The 15869-nt window shown below is 56.3% G+C and carries 13 protein-coding genes; 7 read left to right on the plus strand and 6 right to left on the minus strand.

Annotated features, from left to right (window positions below; genetic code table 11):
* Positions 1-209 (minus strand): transposase (locus F617_RS28040; protein WP_155846275.1); only part of this gene is annotated, 209 nt, incomplete at its 3' end.
* Positions 210-289: 80 nt separating this feature from the next.
* Between F617_RS28040 and F617_RS0118655 the strand changes: the two genes are divergently transcribed.
* The 7 genes from F617_RS0118655 to F617_RS0118685 all read left to right on the plus strand — a co-directional run bounded on the left by F617_RS0118655 (position 290) and on the right by F617_RS0118685 (position 9324).
* Complete coding sequence (locus F617_RS0118655; protein ID WP_019566292.1) at positions 290-964, plus strand: hypothetical protein; 675 nt, start codon at positions 290-292, stop codon at positions 962-964.
* Between the two features lie 204 nt (positions 965-1168).
* Positions 1169-2254, plus strand: a complete 1086-nt coding sequence (locus F617_RS0118660) for a GTP pyrophosphokinase family protein (RefSeq protein ID WP_081626769.1) — start codon at positions 1169-1171, stop codon at positions 2252-2254.
* A 220-nt stretch (positions 2255-2474) separates the two neighbouring features.
* Positions 2475-4694 (plus strand): sigma factor-like helix-turn-helix DNA-binding protein, encoded by a 2220-nt coding sequence (locus tag F617_RS0118665; RefSeq protein WP_245260821.1) that lies wholly within the window; start codon positions 2475-2477, stop codon positions 4692-4694.
* 18 nt (positions 4695-4712) lie between these two features.
* Positions 4713-6683, plus strand: coding sequence for a DEAD/DEAH box helicase family protein (locus tag F617_RS0118670; protein WP_245260823.1), 1971 nt, complete (start codon positions 4713-4715; stop codon positions 6681-6683).
* Positions 6673-6870, plus strand: coding sequence for a CxC ATPase DNA modification system associated small protein (locus F617_RS0118675; RefSeq protein ID WP_019566296.1), 198 nt, complete (start codon positions 6673-6675; stop codon positions 6868-6870). The genes F617_RS0118670 and F617_RS0118675 overlap by 11 nt, the downstream gene beginning before the upstream one ends.
* Positions 6860-8839 (plus strand): hypothetical protein, encoded by a 1980-nt coding sequence (locus F617_RS0118680; RefSeq protein WP_155846276.1) that lies wholly within the window; start codon positions 6860-6862, stop codon positions 8837-8839. The genes F617_RS0118675 and F617_RS0118680 overlap by 11 nt, the downstream gene beginning before the upstream one ends.
* Positions 8836-9324 carry a hypothetical protein gene (locus F617_RS0118685; RefSeq protein WP_019566298.1) on the plus strand — a complete coding sequence of 163 codons (489 nt, stop codon included), beginning with the start codon at positions 8836-8838 and terminating at the stop codon, positions 9322-9324. Before F617_RS0118680 ends, F617_RS0118685 begins: the two co-directional genes overlap by 4 nt.
* Positions 9325-9381: 57 nt before the next feature.
* Here the strand turns inward: F617_RS0118685 and F617_RS0118690 are convergent, their stop codons facing one another.
* From F617_RS0118690 to dndB, 5 genes are read right to left on the minus strand one after another with little or no spacing between them, the layout of a single operon-like run.
* Positions 9382-10545 (minus strand): cysteine desulfurase family protein, encoded by a 1164-nt coding sequence (locus F617_RS0118690; RefSeq protein WP_019566299.1) that lies wholly within the window; start codon positions 10543-10545, stop codon positions 9382-9384.
* A complete protein-coding gene (dndE, locus tag F617_RS0118695) occupies positions 10542-10916 on the minus strand; it encodes a DNA sulfur modification protein DndE (RefSeq protein WP_019566300.1) in 375 nt (124 codons plus the stop codon). The genes F617_RS0118690 and dndE overlap by 4 nt, the downstream gene beginning before the upstream one ends.
* Complete coding sequence (dndD, locus tag F617_RS0118700) at positions 10897-12879, minus strand: DNA sulfur modification protein DndD (RefSeq protein ID WP_019566301.1); 1983 nt, start codon at positions 12877-12879, stop codon at positions 10897-10899. The genes dndE and dndD overlap by 20 nt, the downstream gene beginning before the upstream one ends.
* On the minus strand, positions 12876-14357 hold the full coding sequence (dndC, locus tag F617_RS0118705) for a DNA phosphorothioation system sulfurtransferase DndC (protein WP_019566302.1): 1482 nt from the start codon (positions 14355-14357) through the stop codon (positions 12876-12878). The genes dndD and dndC overlap by 4 nt, the downstream gene beginning before the upstream one ends.
* A complete protein-coding gene (dndB, locus tag F617_RS0118710) occupies positions 14357-15469 on the minus strand; it encodes a DNA sulfur modification protein DndB (RefSeq protein ID WP_019566303.1) in 1113 nt (370 codons plus the stop codon). The genes dndC and dndB overlap by 1 nt, the downstream gene beginning before the upstream one ends.
* Positions 15470-15869: the final 400 nt, after the last annotated feature.

The following is a 15869-nucleotide window of genomic DNA, read 5'->3' on the forward strand; positions in this document are numbered from 1 at the left end:
GCCGCAGTGTCAGATCTTGGCTCCTCGATCCGACAAAGCTCTTTGCGCCAACGGAACAACTGGCTGACATGGATCCCGGCCGCGCGGGCAATCTCCGAGATGACCGCGTCTGGCTCAAAGCACGCAGCGACGAGCCGCTCTTTATCTTCGCGTGACCAGCGCCGACGGCGCTCTACGGAGGTGATCACCTCAATTGCATGCTTCGTCATATGACTACTCCTAGTGTTACCACTAGGACTGGCAGTCAGAAGGCCGTCATCGCAAGACGGCCTTCACCGTGGGCTTACGATTGTTCAACGAGCGATACATCAGCACGCCCATTTCACAAGTTCTGGCCTACCGCTTCAAGTGTGGCGTGTCGGCCGAACATCCTCACCCGACTCTAAGCGTCGCGAAAGACGGTCCTGGTGCGAAGCCTTGTGTAGATTTTGCCGCAATCGAGAAGTTTCCCAAAGTCCGCGCTCTGGTCGAGTCAAAATGGCTTAACGATGCTGGAGTGAGGGCTGAGGCGCTCGTTTGGGATTTAATCCGACTCGAGATGGTTGCTCACGCTGAAAATGCTGAGGCTTTTTTTGTACTGGCCGGCAAACGTAAACGAATGAGAGAGGTATTTGAAGGTGTACGCTATTATTGGCAAAATGCCAAAGGAGCAGAAGGTCCAATCTTCGACCGCATTCATCGAACGAGTGTTGCAATAAACGAGATCGATGGGAAGTACACCGCAAAGCTGCACCCTTACTTCCAAAAATATCCAACGGGCTCGTTCCCGTCAGAGATTCACCTGAGCCAACCCTACTCATACCCTTATGGGAAAACTACGCTCGATATGAACGATGAGGCTCGTCAGCCGAAGAGCAAGACGTCCGAACCAAAGAATGGGGGCGGGGAGCCGAAGTATCAGGTCTGGGTCTGGGAGGTTAAATCTGAAGGCGTTCGCCGGTTTCAGCCGCTTGGCGACCAATAGATCAGGCATCCCAAAATTCAATCGCTTTTCGGGTAACGGGCAAGTTAGCGCTAGTTTGCAGTAGCCGCTTTTAATTTAAAAGCGCCATACTCAGCGTACGATCGCTGCTATGGACATTTAGCATCCACAGATTGTTACTAATATCAGATTCCCGCTCTCGACTAATCTGAATGCGCGAGATACTTTGAGTCGGGGAGCTATGACATGCCGATTTCAGAGAAAGTTATAAGCGCTGCAGTCGCTCGATACGATCGGGAGCGAGATCGTTACCTGAAGCTCGCGGCCCGAGTCTCGGATATTTGTCGAACCAGCATAGTCGAAGACAATGCGATCCGCGCGCAGGTGACGTTTAGAACCAAGACGGTCCGGAGTTTCGAGGGAAAACTAAAACGATTCTCTCGGCGCCAAGATAAAAATTATGCAACCGTTGATGATGTGTTTGCTGGCGTTGGCGATTTTGCCGGGGTCCGCATCGCCACTTACAGGCCCGAGGATGAGCAAAGGGTAACGGAAGAAATTTGCAAGTTGTTCGAAGGAGAATCCGGCGGCGATGTCTTTGTCGACAAAAAGGACAAGCTCGCCGTGAACAGCTATCAGTTCTACCGTGCGACCCACTGCCAGGTGTTTCTTAGGAATGAGGATTTGATCGGCAATTACGAAAATCTGCGCGGCACCAGTTGCGAAATCCAAGTATGTTCGATGATGGCGCATGTGTGGAACGAAATTGAGCATGACATAGGCTACAAGCCCGAAGGTGGAGGGCCTGGTGAAGCTGAAAAGGGCTTGCTTGAGGCGCTGGGGCATCTGACCCGCTCCGGTGATGCCGCGATCACTCGGCTGCTGGCTGCCAACGCTGCCCGTATGCAGGAGAATGTCGGCGATTTCGTCGATATTCATGATTTCGTCGCGCAGCTTCGTCCGACCTTCCCGAGCTCCGATTTGTCGGTGAACGCCGGCCAAGCTTTCGATACGGCGGTGCAGCTAGGTCTCAATTCGGTAGCAAAGCTCAAGGACGCCGTTGGAGAGGAAGCGCTGACCCCAGAGACTTCCACCTGCAGGATAGAGGCTTTCAATAAGTACCTGATGTCGATCGAAAGCGGTGAATACGCCCTCAATCCGGTGTCTGCAGACGCAGTCACTGTAGCCCTGCTACATAGTTTCGCTGGAAATATTGTGGAAAGTAACTCGACCGATCGTACCAAAAGCAGACCGGCGAGGATCTTCGAGATCGCTCGCCTCTATAGTCGCTTTCTGGACGCCCAGAAGACCGGTGAGCGCGACGCGGCATGAAACTTCAGCATCAGTCTATGACGGGAGCATTAACGCGTTGTTCGTTCGCCGGTGTAAGCGCACCGGTCAGCCGTGGTGACAATCTTTCAGACTATGTCACAGAATCCGCAGTCAATCCGTGTCGTCACCAAACTGATCAGATGGTGAAATGGTAGGCAACGTTACGCCCGTTCACTCTGAATTGCTTGCCCCTTCGCAATACGGTCTTAACCGGACGCAGATGGTTGATGATATTGGCGACCTAACGTTGGCCAAGGCCATCGAAGGTGAGTTGCTTTCTGTCCGCCTGCAGCGGACTCTGACCGCTCCCGACCTTCAGACCATTCGCTTCGCTGACGTTGTTCTAAACCTCGACACCTTCCTCGATAGTATGCGGACGCGGCCAAACATAGGCAGAACGTCAATTCGTGAAATGTCTTCTCTCGTAAAGCTTGTAACACGAAGAGTGCTGGCAGAGCGCGGCGTGGCGCAAGAGCACATTGCGCAGGCCTGCGAAGCTTTGTTTGGCGACATGCGGCAAGACGAGCATGCCTCGGCTGACACGATCCCGACGTTCGAGACGCTTGAGGAAAGCCTTGATTGGTTGCTCGGGCAATGCAATGCCCGAGACCGATTGGTCATCGAGCGCAGATTCGGTCTAGCGTCAAACGCGCGCGAAACGTTAGAGGAGATCGGGTCTGACTATGGCGTGACGCGCGAGCGTATCAGGCAGATCGAAAAACGCGCTTTGACACGCATGCGGGTTCGCATGCGCCTTGTTCCACTTGCCGATTTCGTCGCCTCCGCATCTCCATCCGCTTGGTTGAAGCTCAGCGAGGGGCGTGGATGGGTTTCAGATAAAACGGTAGACTCTGCCTTGCGCGACCTGGATGGCACTCTTCAGCTTTCGCTCGAGCTGATTGCAACGCAACCTCGGATGTGGCTTTCAAGCATAGCGACACGGGCCACCCACGGTTGGATCGGCGCACCGGCTGATGCCGAGCTCGCGATGGCGGCTGCCGATCAATTCAGGGCACTCGCTCATCTGCCTCTGCCGCGCTCCATCTCCGAATACGGAGGGGACGGCGAAGCTCATGTGGAAGCCGGGCTGCGGGTCGAGCTCGGCCTCGAGCTTGACCAAGGCTACGTGCTCAAGTCGAAACCGGGGCCAAGGATGCGTCGAGCCCTTGGTCTGCACCGACTGCTGGCGGCGGCGGCGCAACCTCTTCCCGCAGAGAGTTTAATTGAACTGTACCACCAGCTTTGTCCGTTCGATCCCTGCTCTGCGCGTGACGCCGATATCGTCATGCAAGCGGCGCCGCACCTCTTCATCGAAACGTTTGATCAGGTCTGGTTTGCAATTGGAGCTGGAGGCGAGCTCCCTATTTCAGATGATCGCGGAGACTTTTTTCGCGAAGCGCCGCCCAAATATGAGGACATATTTGCTGATGACGATGGTGCCACGTGTGTCGCAGCACTTGCCGCTGCACTCGAACGACGTGGCCCAGAGCGTCTTTTGACGCTTTATCAAAATGCACCTGAGGTTCTTCCGCCAGGCCGTTCACCCAATAGCATCGGGCCAACTTTGCTTCTAAACCCTCAAATTTTTTTGCGGTTCCTGCCGGGCGTTTACGGCCTTCGCCATCAGTTGCCATCACCGGAACATCTCCTCGCCGATCCTCCTCCTTACCTTTTGGAGAACAACCAGTTGCGCCTGTTTGCCCTCGGGCGCCGGGCTGGCGAGAGACGAGATGTCTTCCCGCTTTGGTCGCCCGAAGGGGAGTTTGCGCTTGCCAAGTGGGGCCGGCACAATGGTGCCCCGGAAAATTATCGCTCCCTCCTTGCCGTTGCGGACATCGACGTCTGGCCAATCTCCGGCTCGGAGCGCGCGCATTGGCGGGAAGTCGCGAGGCACGAAGGCCGGTTTGAACTCGCGGACACACCGCGTCAGGATGCCTACGTCAGACCACAACTGCATCGCATTCTTGCCGCCTGTATCGAAGCGAGCAACGTAGGGACGCTGAACTGGATGGCTGTCAACCGCATTGCAGGGCGTCGGATCGATAGCCATGCGGCCGTGTCGGTTTTGGCGATCCTGATTGCCCTTGGCGTCTTAAACGCCGTAGACACCGGGTATTCGGGCTGGCAGCGAACCCATTGTGCTACGGATCGTGCCAGAGATCTGGTCAGGCAGATGACAAGCGAAATGTCTTCGACTGGCATCCTCTCTTGGGACCGCGGCATTGGATCAGTGATGCGGGACGAGATTTGCGCCGCGAGCCCGTTTTTAACGGGATGGCCTGAACCAGATCGGCTTAGTGCGATTTTTGATAGCGACCAAGCGCCGGCAGCGCCTGATCCTGTGGAAATGGATTCGTTGGACGTTATCATGGCGGAAAGCCGTCAGTCCGCCGAGAGGCAAAATCGCGAGGACTTGCTACGGTGGTTGCTCGAGGAATGACACGGCATTGGATTTTAAATGAATAGAGCAACTGGACATTCGGGCTTTCGTCCTAAAAGTCACTATCGCAGCGGCCGAGATAGCCTTGCCGATGACTTTTTTGCGCCTTGTATTCGGGAGGCCGCCCTTTACCGCCGAGCGGCTGGATACTTCTCAAGCACTGCTCTGCTTTCCTGGATCGATGGACTTCCTCGGGCGGCGCTGAAGATGCTGACGATCCGTCTGATTTCGTCGCCGATGATATCGGAATCTGACAGGCGCACCCTGACGGAGCTTGAAGACGAGCAAGAGCGTGCGGCCTATCGCTCGATCGTGGTCGATCGTATCCTTGAAGAGATTGCCGAGCTGGCGCTGTCACCCAACGATACTGCCATCCGTGCACGCGTCTTCGCATGGCTTATTGCCAATGATAGGCTCGAACTCAAGTTTGCCTTTCCCGAGCATTTGGACGAACCCGGCATATTTCACGAGAAATTCGGTATCTTTGATCTCTCGTCCGGCAGGACGATTGCCTTCACCGGCTCGGCGAACGAAACAACTGGCGGCCATAGCCGTAACTACGAAAGTATCGATGTTTATTGCGACTGGATCGCTGGGGAAGAGGAGCGGGTCGCCACCAAGTCTGAGCAGTTTGATGAAACCTGGGCAGGCGAGGCCGCGGGCTTGGCGGTGATCGCACCGTCAGCGAAGATTCTGGAGAAGTTCCGGAAGAATGCTGACTGGCCATTCGTCGATACAGTTGTCGAGAAACAGCCCGAGGCCCCGACAGAAGTTGATCCGCGCTGGCTTCACCAGGAAGAGGCGGTTTCGGCGTTCCTTGAAAAGCCCGCTGGCATTCTCGAAATGGCAACAGGCACGGGTAAAACCAGAACCGCGCTGAAGATACTGGCAAACCTCGTCTCCGATGGCGCGATCGACTGCGCTATCGTGACGATGGAAGGCACCGACCTCCTTGAACAATGGGCGGCCGAGTTAGACGCATGGAACTTGGATGGTGGGCCAAAGTGGCTAATCTACCGTCATTTCGGGCCCCATCACGAGATGGGAGACTTTATCGTTGACCCCAAAAAGTCTCTCATCGTTGTCTCTCGTGGGCAACTCCCACGACTGCTCATGCGCTTGCCTGATCATATCAAGGCAAAGGCCCTGATCGTGCATGATGAAGTGCACGGCCTTGGCATGCCGAGTTTGGTCGGTAGCGTGAAGGGTCAGCACAAAGCTTTTGGCTGGCGGGTCGGCCTGAGCGCCACGCCGGAGCGTGCTTACGACGCTGAAGGAAATAACTTCATCACCGATGAGATCGGCCCGACGCTGTACCGCTTTCCGCTTGAAAGAGCGATATCGCGTGGGGTTTTGAGTGAATTTGACTATCGGCCCCTCCCTTATGATCTTACAGACGCTGACCGGGAGCGACTTCGGCTAGTCTACGCGAAGAAGGCAGCACGTCAGCGCGAAGGCCGACCGATGGGGAATGAGGAGCTCTGGACAGAGATCGCGAAGGTCTACAAAACTGCCGAAGCGAAGCCCGCGGTTTTTGAGGACCACCTGAAAAACTCCCCGGAGATTTTGAACCGCAGCATCGTTTTCGTGGAGACGAAAGAATATGGAGAGCGGATCCTCGCCTCGATCCATCGCCGTACCCACCGCTACAGGACATATTACGCAGATGACGATCGCGATCATCTCACCGCGTTTGCCCGCGGCGATATAGACTGCCTCATTACCTGCCACCGTATTTCACAGGGAATCGACATTCGCTCGCTGAACACCGTAATTCTTTTTGCCTCTGCACGTGCGAAGCTTGAAACCATTCAAAGGATAGGGCGCTGCCTTAGGATCGATCCGGCGAAGCCTGACAAGCGCGCTCTTGTGGTGGATTTTGTTCGACCGGAAGCTGAAACTGATGCTGTCCCGAACGCAGACCAGGAACGTTGCGCCTGGCTCTCCGAGTTGGCGAAGGTACGGAAAGGAGACGACTATGGCACTTGATAACGCATTGGCGGAAGCTTTGCGTGAAGCTGTCGACGAGAGCGATCAGCCGAGAGCGCTGTCACTGCGGCTGGAAGCATGGCTCTTGGCCATGACCGCGGGCGACGACTCGCAGGAAGCCCAGGCGCAGAGATACGAGGATGTCCGCTTAGCGGTACAATTGGAGGAACAACCGAGTGCGCATTGATATCGCCGGATGGTCGACCTCCGGGCTACGTTGTCCTGACGTTGAGATTGATTTGATCGGACCAGGGTCCACGGTTCCCAAGGTCACACTTCTCCAGATGCCTAACGGGACCGGAAAGACGACAACCCTCGAGATGTTGATTGCGACGCTAAGCGGCGTTGCGACGTCGTGGGACGAAAAGACCGTCCGCAGCTACCGTAGAAAGGGCGATGAGCGCGAACTCGGCACGTTCGTCGTGTCGCTGCTGGTCGACGGCCGACAATTATCGATTGAGCTGGTTCTCGACTTCGAAATGGGTGTGGCGCGCTATCGGACGACCAATCCGGGGAGCGGCGGCGTGGTCCAGTCTTGGCAACCCCTGCCAGCCGTGCGCCGCTTCCTCGCGAAAGAATTTCTGGGTCTCTTCATCTTTAACGGCGAGTTCGCGGCACGCCTCCTTGACGAACGGCAGACCGCGGCGGATGACGCGATCGACGCCCTTTGCCAACTCTATCTTCTCAACGAAATTGGAGAGTTCGTCGAGCAAGAATGGTCGCGGCGTACTAAGCAAGCCGGTGCGAAGAGCGACAATGCACTCAACCGTTTGCGCACACAGCTTAGTAACATGACGGCGCGGCGCACGACTATCGCCAAGGCGAGGGAAAAAGCGGAGGGCCAAGTCCGTGAAATCGGTGCGGAGATTACGGATCTTGCTGCCAAGATCGAGGATCGGCTCGGGACTGGTCGATCAACCCGCGAGCAGTTCAACGAAGCGAAAATCGAAATGACGCGGACTGTCGGAGCGCTATCCAATGCAGCAGGCGATGCGATGCAGGCGCTCCGTCAGCCATTGGCAATCCACCCATCCTTCGCCACATCGCTGATCTCGCTCAAAGACAATCTTGACAACTTGCGTCTGCCGGAAAACACCTCAACTCAGTTCTTCAATGAGCTTCTTGAGGAGGACGAATGCATCTGCGGCCGGGAAATGACGCCCGGTGCCAAGCACGAGATTCGGATCAGGTCGCTGCGTTATCTCGATGCATCTGAATCGGGAGTAATCAATGCCATCAAGCAGGACATTGGCGATTTCACCGCCGCGTCCGAGACTGGATCACCTGAAGAAAGACTATCGCAAGCCATGGCTTCGCTTAGTGCTGCCCGGCGCGATCAGAAATTGGCTAGCCAGACAGTCAACGCGCTCAAGCAAAAGCTGATCGACGAAGGCGATGAGGAGTTGCTTGCATGGCAACAACAACTAGAAAAGCAAACCCAACTCCATAACGACTGCAAGCGTCTCCTGCAGGAGATCGACGCTGACGATGAAAAAGATGGCTCGGCGGAGCCTTGTTCGCTCAAGCTAATCGACAAAAAAATCAAGGAGTTTGGTGGCAAGATCTCGGAAATTACAGAGACCGTAACGCTTCGCAAGCAAACTGACGTTATCAAAGCCATTATGGCCCGGACAACCGAGCTGGCCAGATCAAAGATTAAGGCAGAGCTGATTGACCTATGTAACGCCCGCCTTGAAAAGGTACTCGCCAATGACCCGTTGACCATTGGCCGGATTGATCGCTCGATCCGCCTGGAAGGGCAAGGCACCGGCAGTACCGCTCAAGTTCTGGCTGCCGGTTACGTCTTCCTGATGAGCGCGCTTCGCCGTGGCAATAACGACTTTCCGCTCGTTGTTGATAGCCCTGCCAACCCGATGGATCTGGGCCGGCGGCGACGGATCGGCGGCCTGATCCCGGAACTCTGCAGTCAGTTTGTGGCGTTCACGATCAACACCGAGTTGTCAGGCTTTGTGCCCGCACTGGCGGATTCGACTGACGAAATCCGATATCTGACGATGTTCAGAAGGACAACGGGAACGGCTCGCCTGCTTCCGGGGCTCCCAACGACAGGTGTCTCGGAAAATGATTACTCGGTCGTGGTTGAAGGCAAAGACTACTTTATGAGCTTCGACGTTACCGACGAAGAGGACGAATGACCATGGCCTATTTTCGCCTTCGCACCGACGCACAGAGCTGGTTTTCAGAAATCGCAGACTCACCGCCATTCAGAACGAAGTTCGACGTCTACTACCTGTGCTTGATCGCTGGTCTTGCGAGCGGGCGTGCAACTGAACTAACCGGCACAGCCTATCCTGCAACCGATCTTGTGGAGAAGTTCGTCGAGGATTATCGCCCTGCCAGCCGTTTGATCATCGGACTGCTCGTCACCGCGGAGCTTCGCAAGAGCGGCATCGACGTCAGCGAAAAGGCGCAGGTACGTGCACTCTTTAAGCGGCTCGTCGATTCAGAAAGTCCGAACAGTTTGACTGACCAGGGGATGCGGCGGCTCAATGCATATGCAAGCGGCGGCTATGAATATCTGGCAGAGCGACGGGACATGAAGCCTTATACGGCCGAAGAGTTTATCCAAGGCTACACGGCGCTGATCGAAAGCGCAGTAGAGGAGTTGCTGTCGGTCTAAAGACGCGACACACATGATCCTTGCTTGAACAGATGCGGCCAAAGGTCTCCTTGACGTTCAGGCGGCGCGCGTGCTGTCCCTCAACGCGCGCGTTTCGTTTCCGAGCAATTTTGCGGCTTCGATGACATCGTCTGAACTCGTAAAGCGGCCCGGTGCAATACGGAAGGCTTGTCGTGCCCTTTGTGTGTTGCCAAACATGGCCAGAAGCACATGCGAGGTTTCCATCTTGTCGGTCGCGCAGGCACTTGACGCTGAAAAGCTGATCCGCCCTCTGAGACGCCTCATCAAGGCCAGCGGCTCAACACCTTCGACGGATATAGAAAGATTGTTGGCCAGTCGCCCGGACGTCGGTCCATTGATAACGGCTTCCGGAACACGTTCGCTGAAGATTGACCAGAAGGAAGAACACAAACCGGACACGTGTTCGGCGTCCTTTGCCGATCGCTCCTTGCATATAGCAAAAGCCCGGCCGAGACCAACAATCGCGGCTGTGTTGAGCGTGCCGGGACGCAAGCCTTTCTCCTGTCCTCCGCCGAAAAGCAACGGCGCCAGCTTAACCCTTGGTTTGCGGGCGCGAACGTAAAGCGCGCCTATTCCCTTAGGGCCGTATGCTTTGTGGGCGGACAGACTGGCGATATGTATGTTGTCTTTCTCGACATCCACCGGATGGTACGCCAGCACTTGCGCCAGATCGCTGTGGAACAGAGTACCACGCTCGGCACATATTGCGCCGATTTCTCGGATCGGCTGGATGACACCAACCTCGTTGTTCGCTGCCATCACGCTTACCAGCGCCGTCTCCGGTGTAATCGCGCCAGCCAGTTTTTCGAGACTGATGCGGCCGGTCTCGTCGACGCCCAGATAGGTGACGCGGTAGCCTTCGCGCTCGAGTGCTCGCATCGGCTCCAAAACCGCCGGGTGCTCGATCGCGGTGGTGACGAGATGACGTTTCTCCGGGTTGGCTCGTGCGGCGCCGAAAATGGCGATATTGTTGGCTTCCGTCGCGCCAGCGGTGAATACGATTTCCGTCTCGCGGGCGCCAATTGCGCTAGCAGCCAAGGCTCGCGCCGTATCGATCGCGCGCCCGGCTTCATATCCGTGCTGATGCTCCACGCTCGACGGGTTGCCGAAGATTTCCCGCAGGTGGGGTTCCATCGCATCGACCACGAGCGGGTCGATTGGTGTTGTCGCGTTGTGGTCGAGGTAGAGCGGCTGGCTCATGCTGCCTCCGGAATAATGGCAAGCAGATCTGCCGCCGACTTGGCCCGTACCGAAAGCGTGCCGACGCCGCGATGGATATGTGCCCTCATACGCATAAGCATCTCCTCGTCCGACAGCTCAGCTTCGCCGCCTTGCTCCTCCACAAACCGAAGGAGTGCGATGTAAAGGGCAGAATGTTCTCCAGTAAGCGTGTAGGAGTTGAATTCAGATCCTTCCTCGTCTGGAGGTGGTACGCTACCGATCACACCTTCTTCGAGCGAGGTCATCAGCGCAATCCGGCACAGGAGGTTTGGTGTGAGGCCAGTCCTCTGGCGGAGAAACCTGAGTTTGCTCGTGGCGTCAGCAGAAATCCTAAGCTTGCTGTAGTGCATGGCCTGCCTCCTCGTTGTCGACATCGAAATATCCGGCGGAAACCGTAGAACGGCGCGCTGCATGATCGTAGACCAGCTGATAGCTGTGGGAGACGAAAGGCTCCAGCGTCTGCATCGCTTCGTTACTGATCTCGGTATCCGTCGATAGGAGGATCACTTGATGCGACGCCACCGGAAAATATCGCTCGATGAGCCTGGATCGATGTTCTGTATCGAGCCGCGCCAGCGGAGTGTCGATGATCATCGGAAGATGGCGTCCACTCGTTCTCGCCAGAGCCCAAAGCATGGCGGTCGCATAGATTTGTTTCTCGCCGGCGGAGAGTTCGCTTTTGGGGATCAGGTTTCCGCTCGCATCGAACAGCGAGACCGTAAAGGTCGACTGGTCTATACGAGCCTCCGCAACCAGATCGGGCTTGCGGGCGAGATGTGCAAAACACCTGACGAATTCCGATTGAAGCTGCTTGAGCTTGAGGGCAAGAAGCTTTGCTTCATACTCTAGCAAGGTCTTTGCGGCGCGGTATCCCAGATCATTTCGCCTTGACCCCATCTCATCGTTCGCTTGTTCTGCGAGAAGCTTCGACCGCTCGCGCTCCAAGGTCGCCACCGCGTTTCGCGCTAATCTCAACTCTTCCAGTTTCGCGCCCAGAGCGGCTTCGGTGCTACCGAGATTACGGTCGGCATCTCTCAGTTCGTCGAGCATTGCGCTTGCCTTGGCGTGATCCGCTCTTGCAAGACTTGCTTCGAGTACATCGCGTTTCGCAACCAATGATTGGAGACTCCGCATCAGCGTTTGCGCTTGTGGCCGGACATCCGTGCCGACCAGATCGAGTACAGCGAGTGCACTCCGTCGATCCGATAGATCCTTGAACGAACCTGTATCAGTCGTTGCGGTACTCTCAAGAAACGCGCGGAAATCCCGGCGATGCACTGCCGTCCACGTCGTCGAGATCCCGTCCCATTTCTCGAATTTTTCGAGAACGCGCCGCATGCTGTCGATATCAACGCTGCCTTCCAACGAGGAGGCAAGCGCGGACTTGAACCTGCTCAATAGCCGCGGTGCGTACGCTAACGGCATTAGCTTGTTCGCAGCATCGCGGAACGCTGCCTCTGAAGAATGAAGGTTTGCCTTGTTTTCCTGGATTTCGGCTTCGAGCTTGACGCGGCCAAGAGCGATATCGCCACCTTCCGCCGTAAACCGGCGTCGAACCTGCTCCGCGACCCTTGAGCTGGCTTCCCGCTTCGCGGTCAATTCGGCGGAATCTTCAAACAATTCATCCGCATGCCACTGAGCCGCCTGTATGTCCCGGATGTTGGCCTCCAGTCGCGCGGTAAGGCTGTCTGAGCCCTCCTGGGATTTGTGGCGTGCAAGATAAAGGGCAAGGTCAGTGCGCAGCCTGCTGATAAGCTCGATACCCAATAGCCCGCGTACGGCGTCAGCGAGATACTCTTCCTCGCCACTGCCGTCGGCGATCTCTTGTATTTTCTCTCCGTCGAAGAAGAAGAGCTGCGATAGACCCGGAGGAATGAGTTCCTGCAGAAAACTATGCCACTCTTCCTTCGGAACAGACGTGATCGTCTTGCCGTCTTTTTCCAGTTCAATGGCCTCGGCCACCGACCCACTTCTTGCCGACCACTCGCGCCGGACCGCGTAACGATGGACAACGCCAGCTTCGGCGTAATCGAACTCTAGGGAGACGGCCGCAGTCAAGCTTCCGCCGCCCCGATTGAGACGCGACCGCAGATACTGCTCGTATTCCGACTGCCCTACCCGTGTCCCAAGCGCCCGTTTTCCGTAAAGGGCGAGACGCAGAGCTTCGAGGAAAGTTGTCTTTCCCGCGCCATTCTTCCCGCCAACCAGGACAATCGGGGTATCTCCGCCAGATCGTTTACGCGGCGCGAGGTCAAACTGGGTGACCCCTTGGTAGAGGCCGAAGTTTTCAAGTATTAAAGAATGCAGGATCATGTGTTTGTCTCGACGTCGAATGCGAGTTCCGGCCGCTCGTCCTCGTCAGAATTATCAACATCCGGTATCAAGCCGTCGGCCACAAGCTGCCGACGGCGTTCAGCAACGATTTCGTCCACCTCGCGCCACTCCTGCTTGAAGATGTCTTCGATCCTGGTGTGGACCGCATGCCTGCGTTTCAGACCGTGCGCGGCACGCTCAACGTCTAGTAACCGGGCGATAAGCTCGGTGGGTACGCCGTTAGAGGCGCAGAGTTCGTCCAGCAAACCAGCATCCTCGCGGTTGAAGCTGACATTGTCCTCTATGACCCAGTCCAGATCGCGGCCAAGGACCTCGCGGACTATGGAGGGAACGCTGTCCGCCCAGTCGCCGCGCTCGGCTCGCCAGATCTTTCTGATCTCGTGGAGTTCTGCCTCATGGATGAGGGGCGCGCTCTCGCCCGGAGGCGCATTGCGATGGACCTCAACCTGTGTCTGTAGCAGCTTGGTGAGAAGCTCTCGGCAGAAATCGAGGGTGTAAGGTCCTGGCACCGGGGTGGCGCTGTCGCCGATAAAGGAGACCTGACCACTCCTACGTCGAAAATCGCGATAGAGACGCTTTTTCGCGGGATCCTGAGTTTCGGCCAACATGTCGCGGTAGTCCAGCAACGGTTCGAGCCAGTCTTCGCCGGAATCGATCATCGCTTCCATCGACTTGTCTTTGGTTACGACGGTGCATACCCAGCATCCGAAACGCGAGTTGCCGCAGCTCGGCGTCGTCGTATCAACCACAAGCGGGCACTCGCCCGACGAGGCGTTCCTGTACATCGCGACGAGATCACGATTGTCGTTGCCCCATGGGGAGTCGTTCTGAAGCAGATAGGTCCAAACATCATCGGTAGAGAAAGCCTCGATCGGAGCATAGACGAAGGCATTCAGAAGCGAAGAATGGCGTGAAAGCAGCGAGCCTTTGATCTTGTGAAACGACATTGACTGCGCGCGTGTCGCGCTCTCAGAAGTGCGCACGCCTAACACCATCACAACCTCGCCGTATTCGGCGACCCGCTCGCGAATGAACTCGTCGGCGGGCTCGATCTTAAGGCGCTCCGTGCACCAGCGGAACCTTCGAGACGGCGCTGGATACCCACGGCCGATCAGATTGACCCAAAAGCTTCGATCGACCCTGGGCATGACTTTCTGTGTTTGGATGGGCAGCCCCTGTGCGCGTGCAGCAGTATCGATCCTCTCCAGTGTTACGTCGATGTAGCGGACGATAACTGGGGTTTCGACCAGCGTATCCGAACTGATCACGAATACAGGTTTGCGCCTCTGTTCTTCCGGCAGCTCAGAAAGGGCCTGCCAGACGAGCTGAAGGGTGCACGTGGAATCCTTACCTCCCGAATAGCCAACAACCCACGGCCTGTTGTCGGAAAGGTAGACGCGCTGAATTTCTTCGATACGAGACGATAAGCCTCCATCGGCAAAGATACTTTCATCCATCAGCCTGCAGCCTTTATTCTGTGCACGTTCTGCGGTGCATACATGTCTTCAACTCTCTGCGCCTCTTCGCCCAGACGCAGCCCCAGTCCGCCAATCACCACGTTGCTGACGAGGATAATGCTGTTTTTGGATCTGTTGACCTTTCCGGCCACGATCGCCCTTCCGTCCCACAGCGCTCGGTTGGCGCGAGACCAGTCGACGTTTCGAAGCCCCGCAAGCTTTGGCGCCCAGTCCTTGGGATGAGAGGCGATCAGCTGTGCGCCCGCGATCGCGATCGCCTGAACACCCACGCCATGGGAATGAATGTAATCCTGCCGCAGCTCCGCGGCAGATACTTGTCGCGTCCCGACCCTCTGCCAGTCTGGCATTTCCTCAATAACCCGCTCCCAGAAGCGCCGCACCAAAGGCAGATCACCGTCACCGACCGTGTCGCTACGCCCCTTACCCAAAAAGGCAGCCGTTGCCTGATGAAGCGAGCTAAAAGTGAAAAACTTGATGGAGCGGTTCGAGATGCTTGCGCTGTCGAAGCAGGTGAAATCCCGAAACAACGGGATCTGCTTCACGACCTCGCGGGTAAGCCCGGCAAGATCGTCGCGGTGGTCGTAAAGTAGCTTGATGGAGCTGTTCGGCCGAACAGCGTGGATGTTGAGATCTGCAAACATCTGTTGTGCACGACGCAAACCCTTGTCAACAAACAGAACGACGGAGATCGTCTCAGATGCCAAGGCCGGACGCTCCCGGAGCGCTTGGACGAGCGCCGCGCGACGATGCTGGCCGTCGTTGATCAGCAGTGTTGCATCAAGGGAAATTCGCAGCTGACCAACATTTCTGAGCGGCCCGTCGGGAACGGCGGACTCGAATGCAATGTCTCCGTCCACGGATCCGCACAGCGACGAGAGGATATACTCCTCAGGGTTTGAAATGATGTAGTCGGCGATTTGTGGCACACGTGCTTTGTTCAGCAACCTCTGCGCTCGCAAGTCGGCCGGCACGGCGTCATCATCGAACTTGAAGAGCACCGAAAGCGTTTTAAGCGGCACCATAACGACGTAATAGGCACAACCAGCTTGGACGCCCCGTATCGCTGCAAAGTTCAGAAAGTTGCCATCCATAGCCGATTCTCCTTGAACCGACTTTCGACGCTTCCCGAATGGAAGTCAATAGCAGGCAGCAAGGAAGTAAGTTATCTTGCTTCCTTGCTGCAATTTTTTCAGGCATGCACCCTCTTGTCGAGCCTGGGTTTTCACTGCCACCATTTCTCCTCACATTTCAACCGCCGATTCATGACCCGAGTAAAAGGCTGCTGCCGTCGAGCGCCGCACGTTTGCTCCACTCAGGCGCATGGCCACCGACATAATCGGTACCGCTATAGACGATTAGAGAGCTATTGGATCCCCAAATCTGCAACCGTTTGTTGCTTATTCGGTCCAGCTGTCTGTATTTATAGAGAATAAACGATCTGATCGATTTGCTAGGAGAAGCCTGTTAAGCATCGACCATATCGAGTGCTGT

Source organism: Agrobacterium sp. 10MFCol1.1 (assembly GCF_000381165.1).
GTDB lineage: Bacteria > Pseudomonadota > Alphaproteobacteria > Rhizobiales > Rhizobiaceae > Agrobacterium > Agrobacterium tumefaciens.

Bases quoted from the DNA above. Each gene is read 5' to 3' on its own strand.
- F617_RS0118660 (WP_081626769.1), top strand. From the start codon at position 1,169: ATGCCGATTTCAGAGAAAGTTATAAGCGCTGCAGTCGCTCGATACGAT.
- F617_RS0118665 (WP_245260821.1), top strand. From the start codon at position 2,475: ATGGTTGATGATATTGGCGACCTAACGTTGGCCAAGGCCATCGAAGGT.
- F617_RS0118670 (WP_245260823.1), top strand. From the start codon at position 4,713: ATGAATAGAGCAACTGGACATTCGGGCTTTCGTCCTAAAAGTCACTAT.
- F617_RS0118675 (WP_019566296.1), top strand. From the start codon at position 6,673: ATGGCACTTGATAACGCATTGGCGGAAGCTTTGCGTGAAGCTGTCGAC.
- F617_RS0118685 (WP_019566298.1), top strand. From the start codon at position 8,836: ATGACCATGGCCTATTTTCGCCTTCGCACCGACGCACAGAGCTGGTTT.
- F617_RS0118690 (WP_019566299.1), bottom strand. From the start codon at position 10,545: ATGAGCCAGCCGCTCTACCTCGACCACAACGCGACAACACCAATCGAC.
- dndE (WP_019566300.1), bottom strand. From the start codon at position 10,916: ATGCACTACAGCAAGCTTAGGATTTCTGCTGACGCCACGAGCAAACTC.
- dndD (WP_019566301.1), bottom strand. From the start codon at position 12,879: ATGATCCTGCATTCTTTAATACTTGAAAACTTCGGCCTCTACCAAGGG.
- dndC (WP_019566302.1), bottom strand. From the start codon at position 14,357: ATGGATGAAAGTATCTTTGCCGATGGAGGCTTATCGTCTCGTATCGAA.
- dndB (WP_019566303.1), bottom strand. From the start codon at position 15,469: ATGGATGGCAACTTTCTGAACTTTGCAGCGATACGGGGCGTCCAAGCT.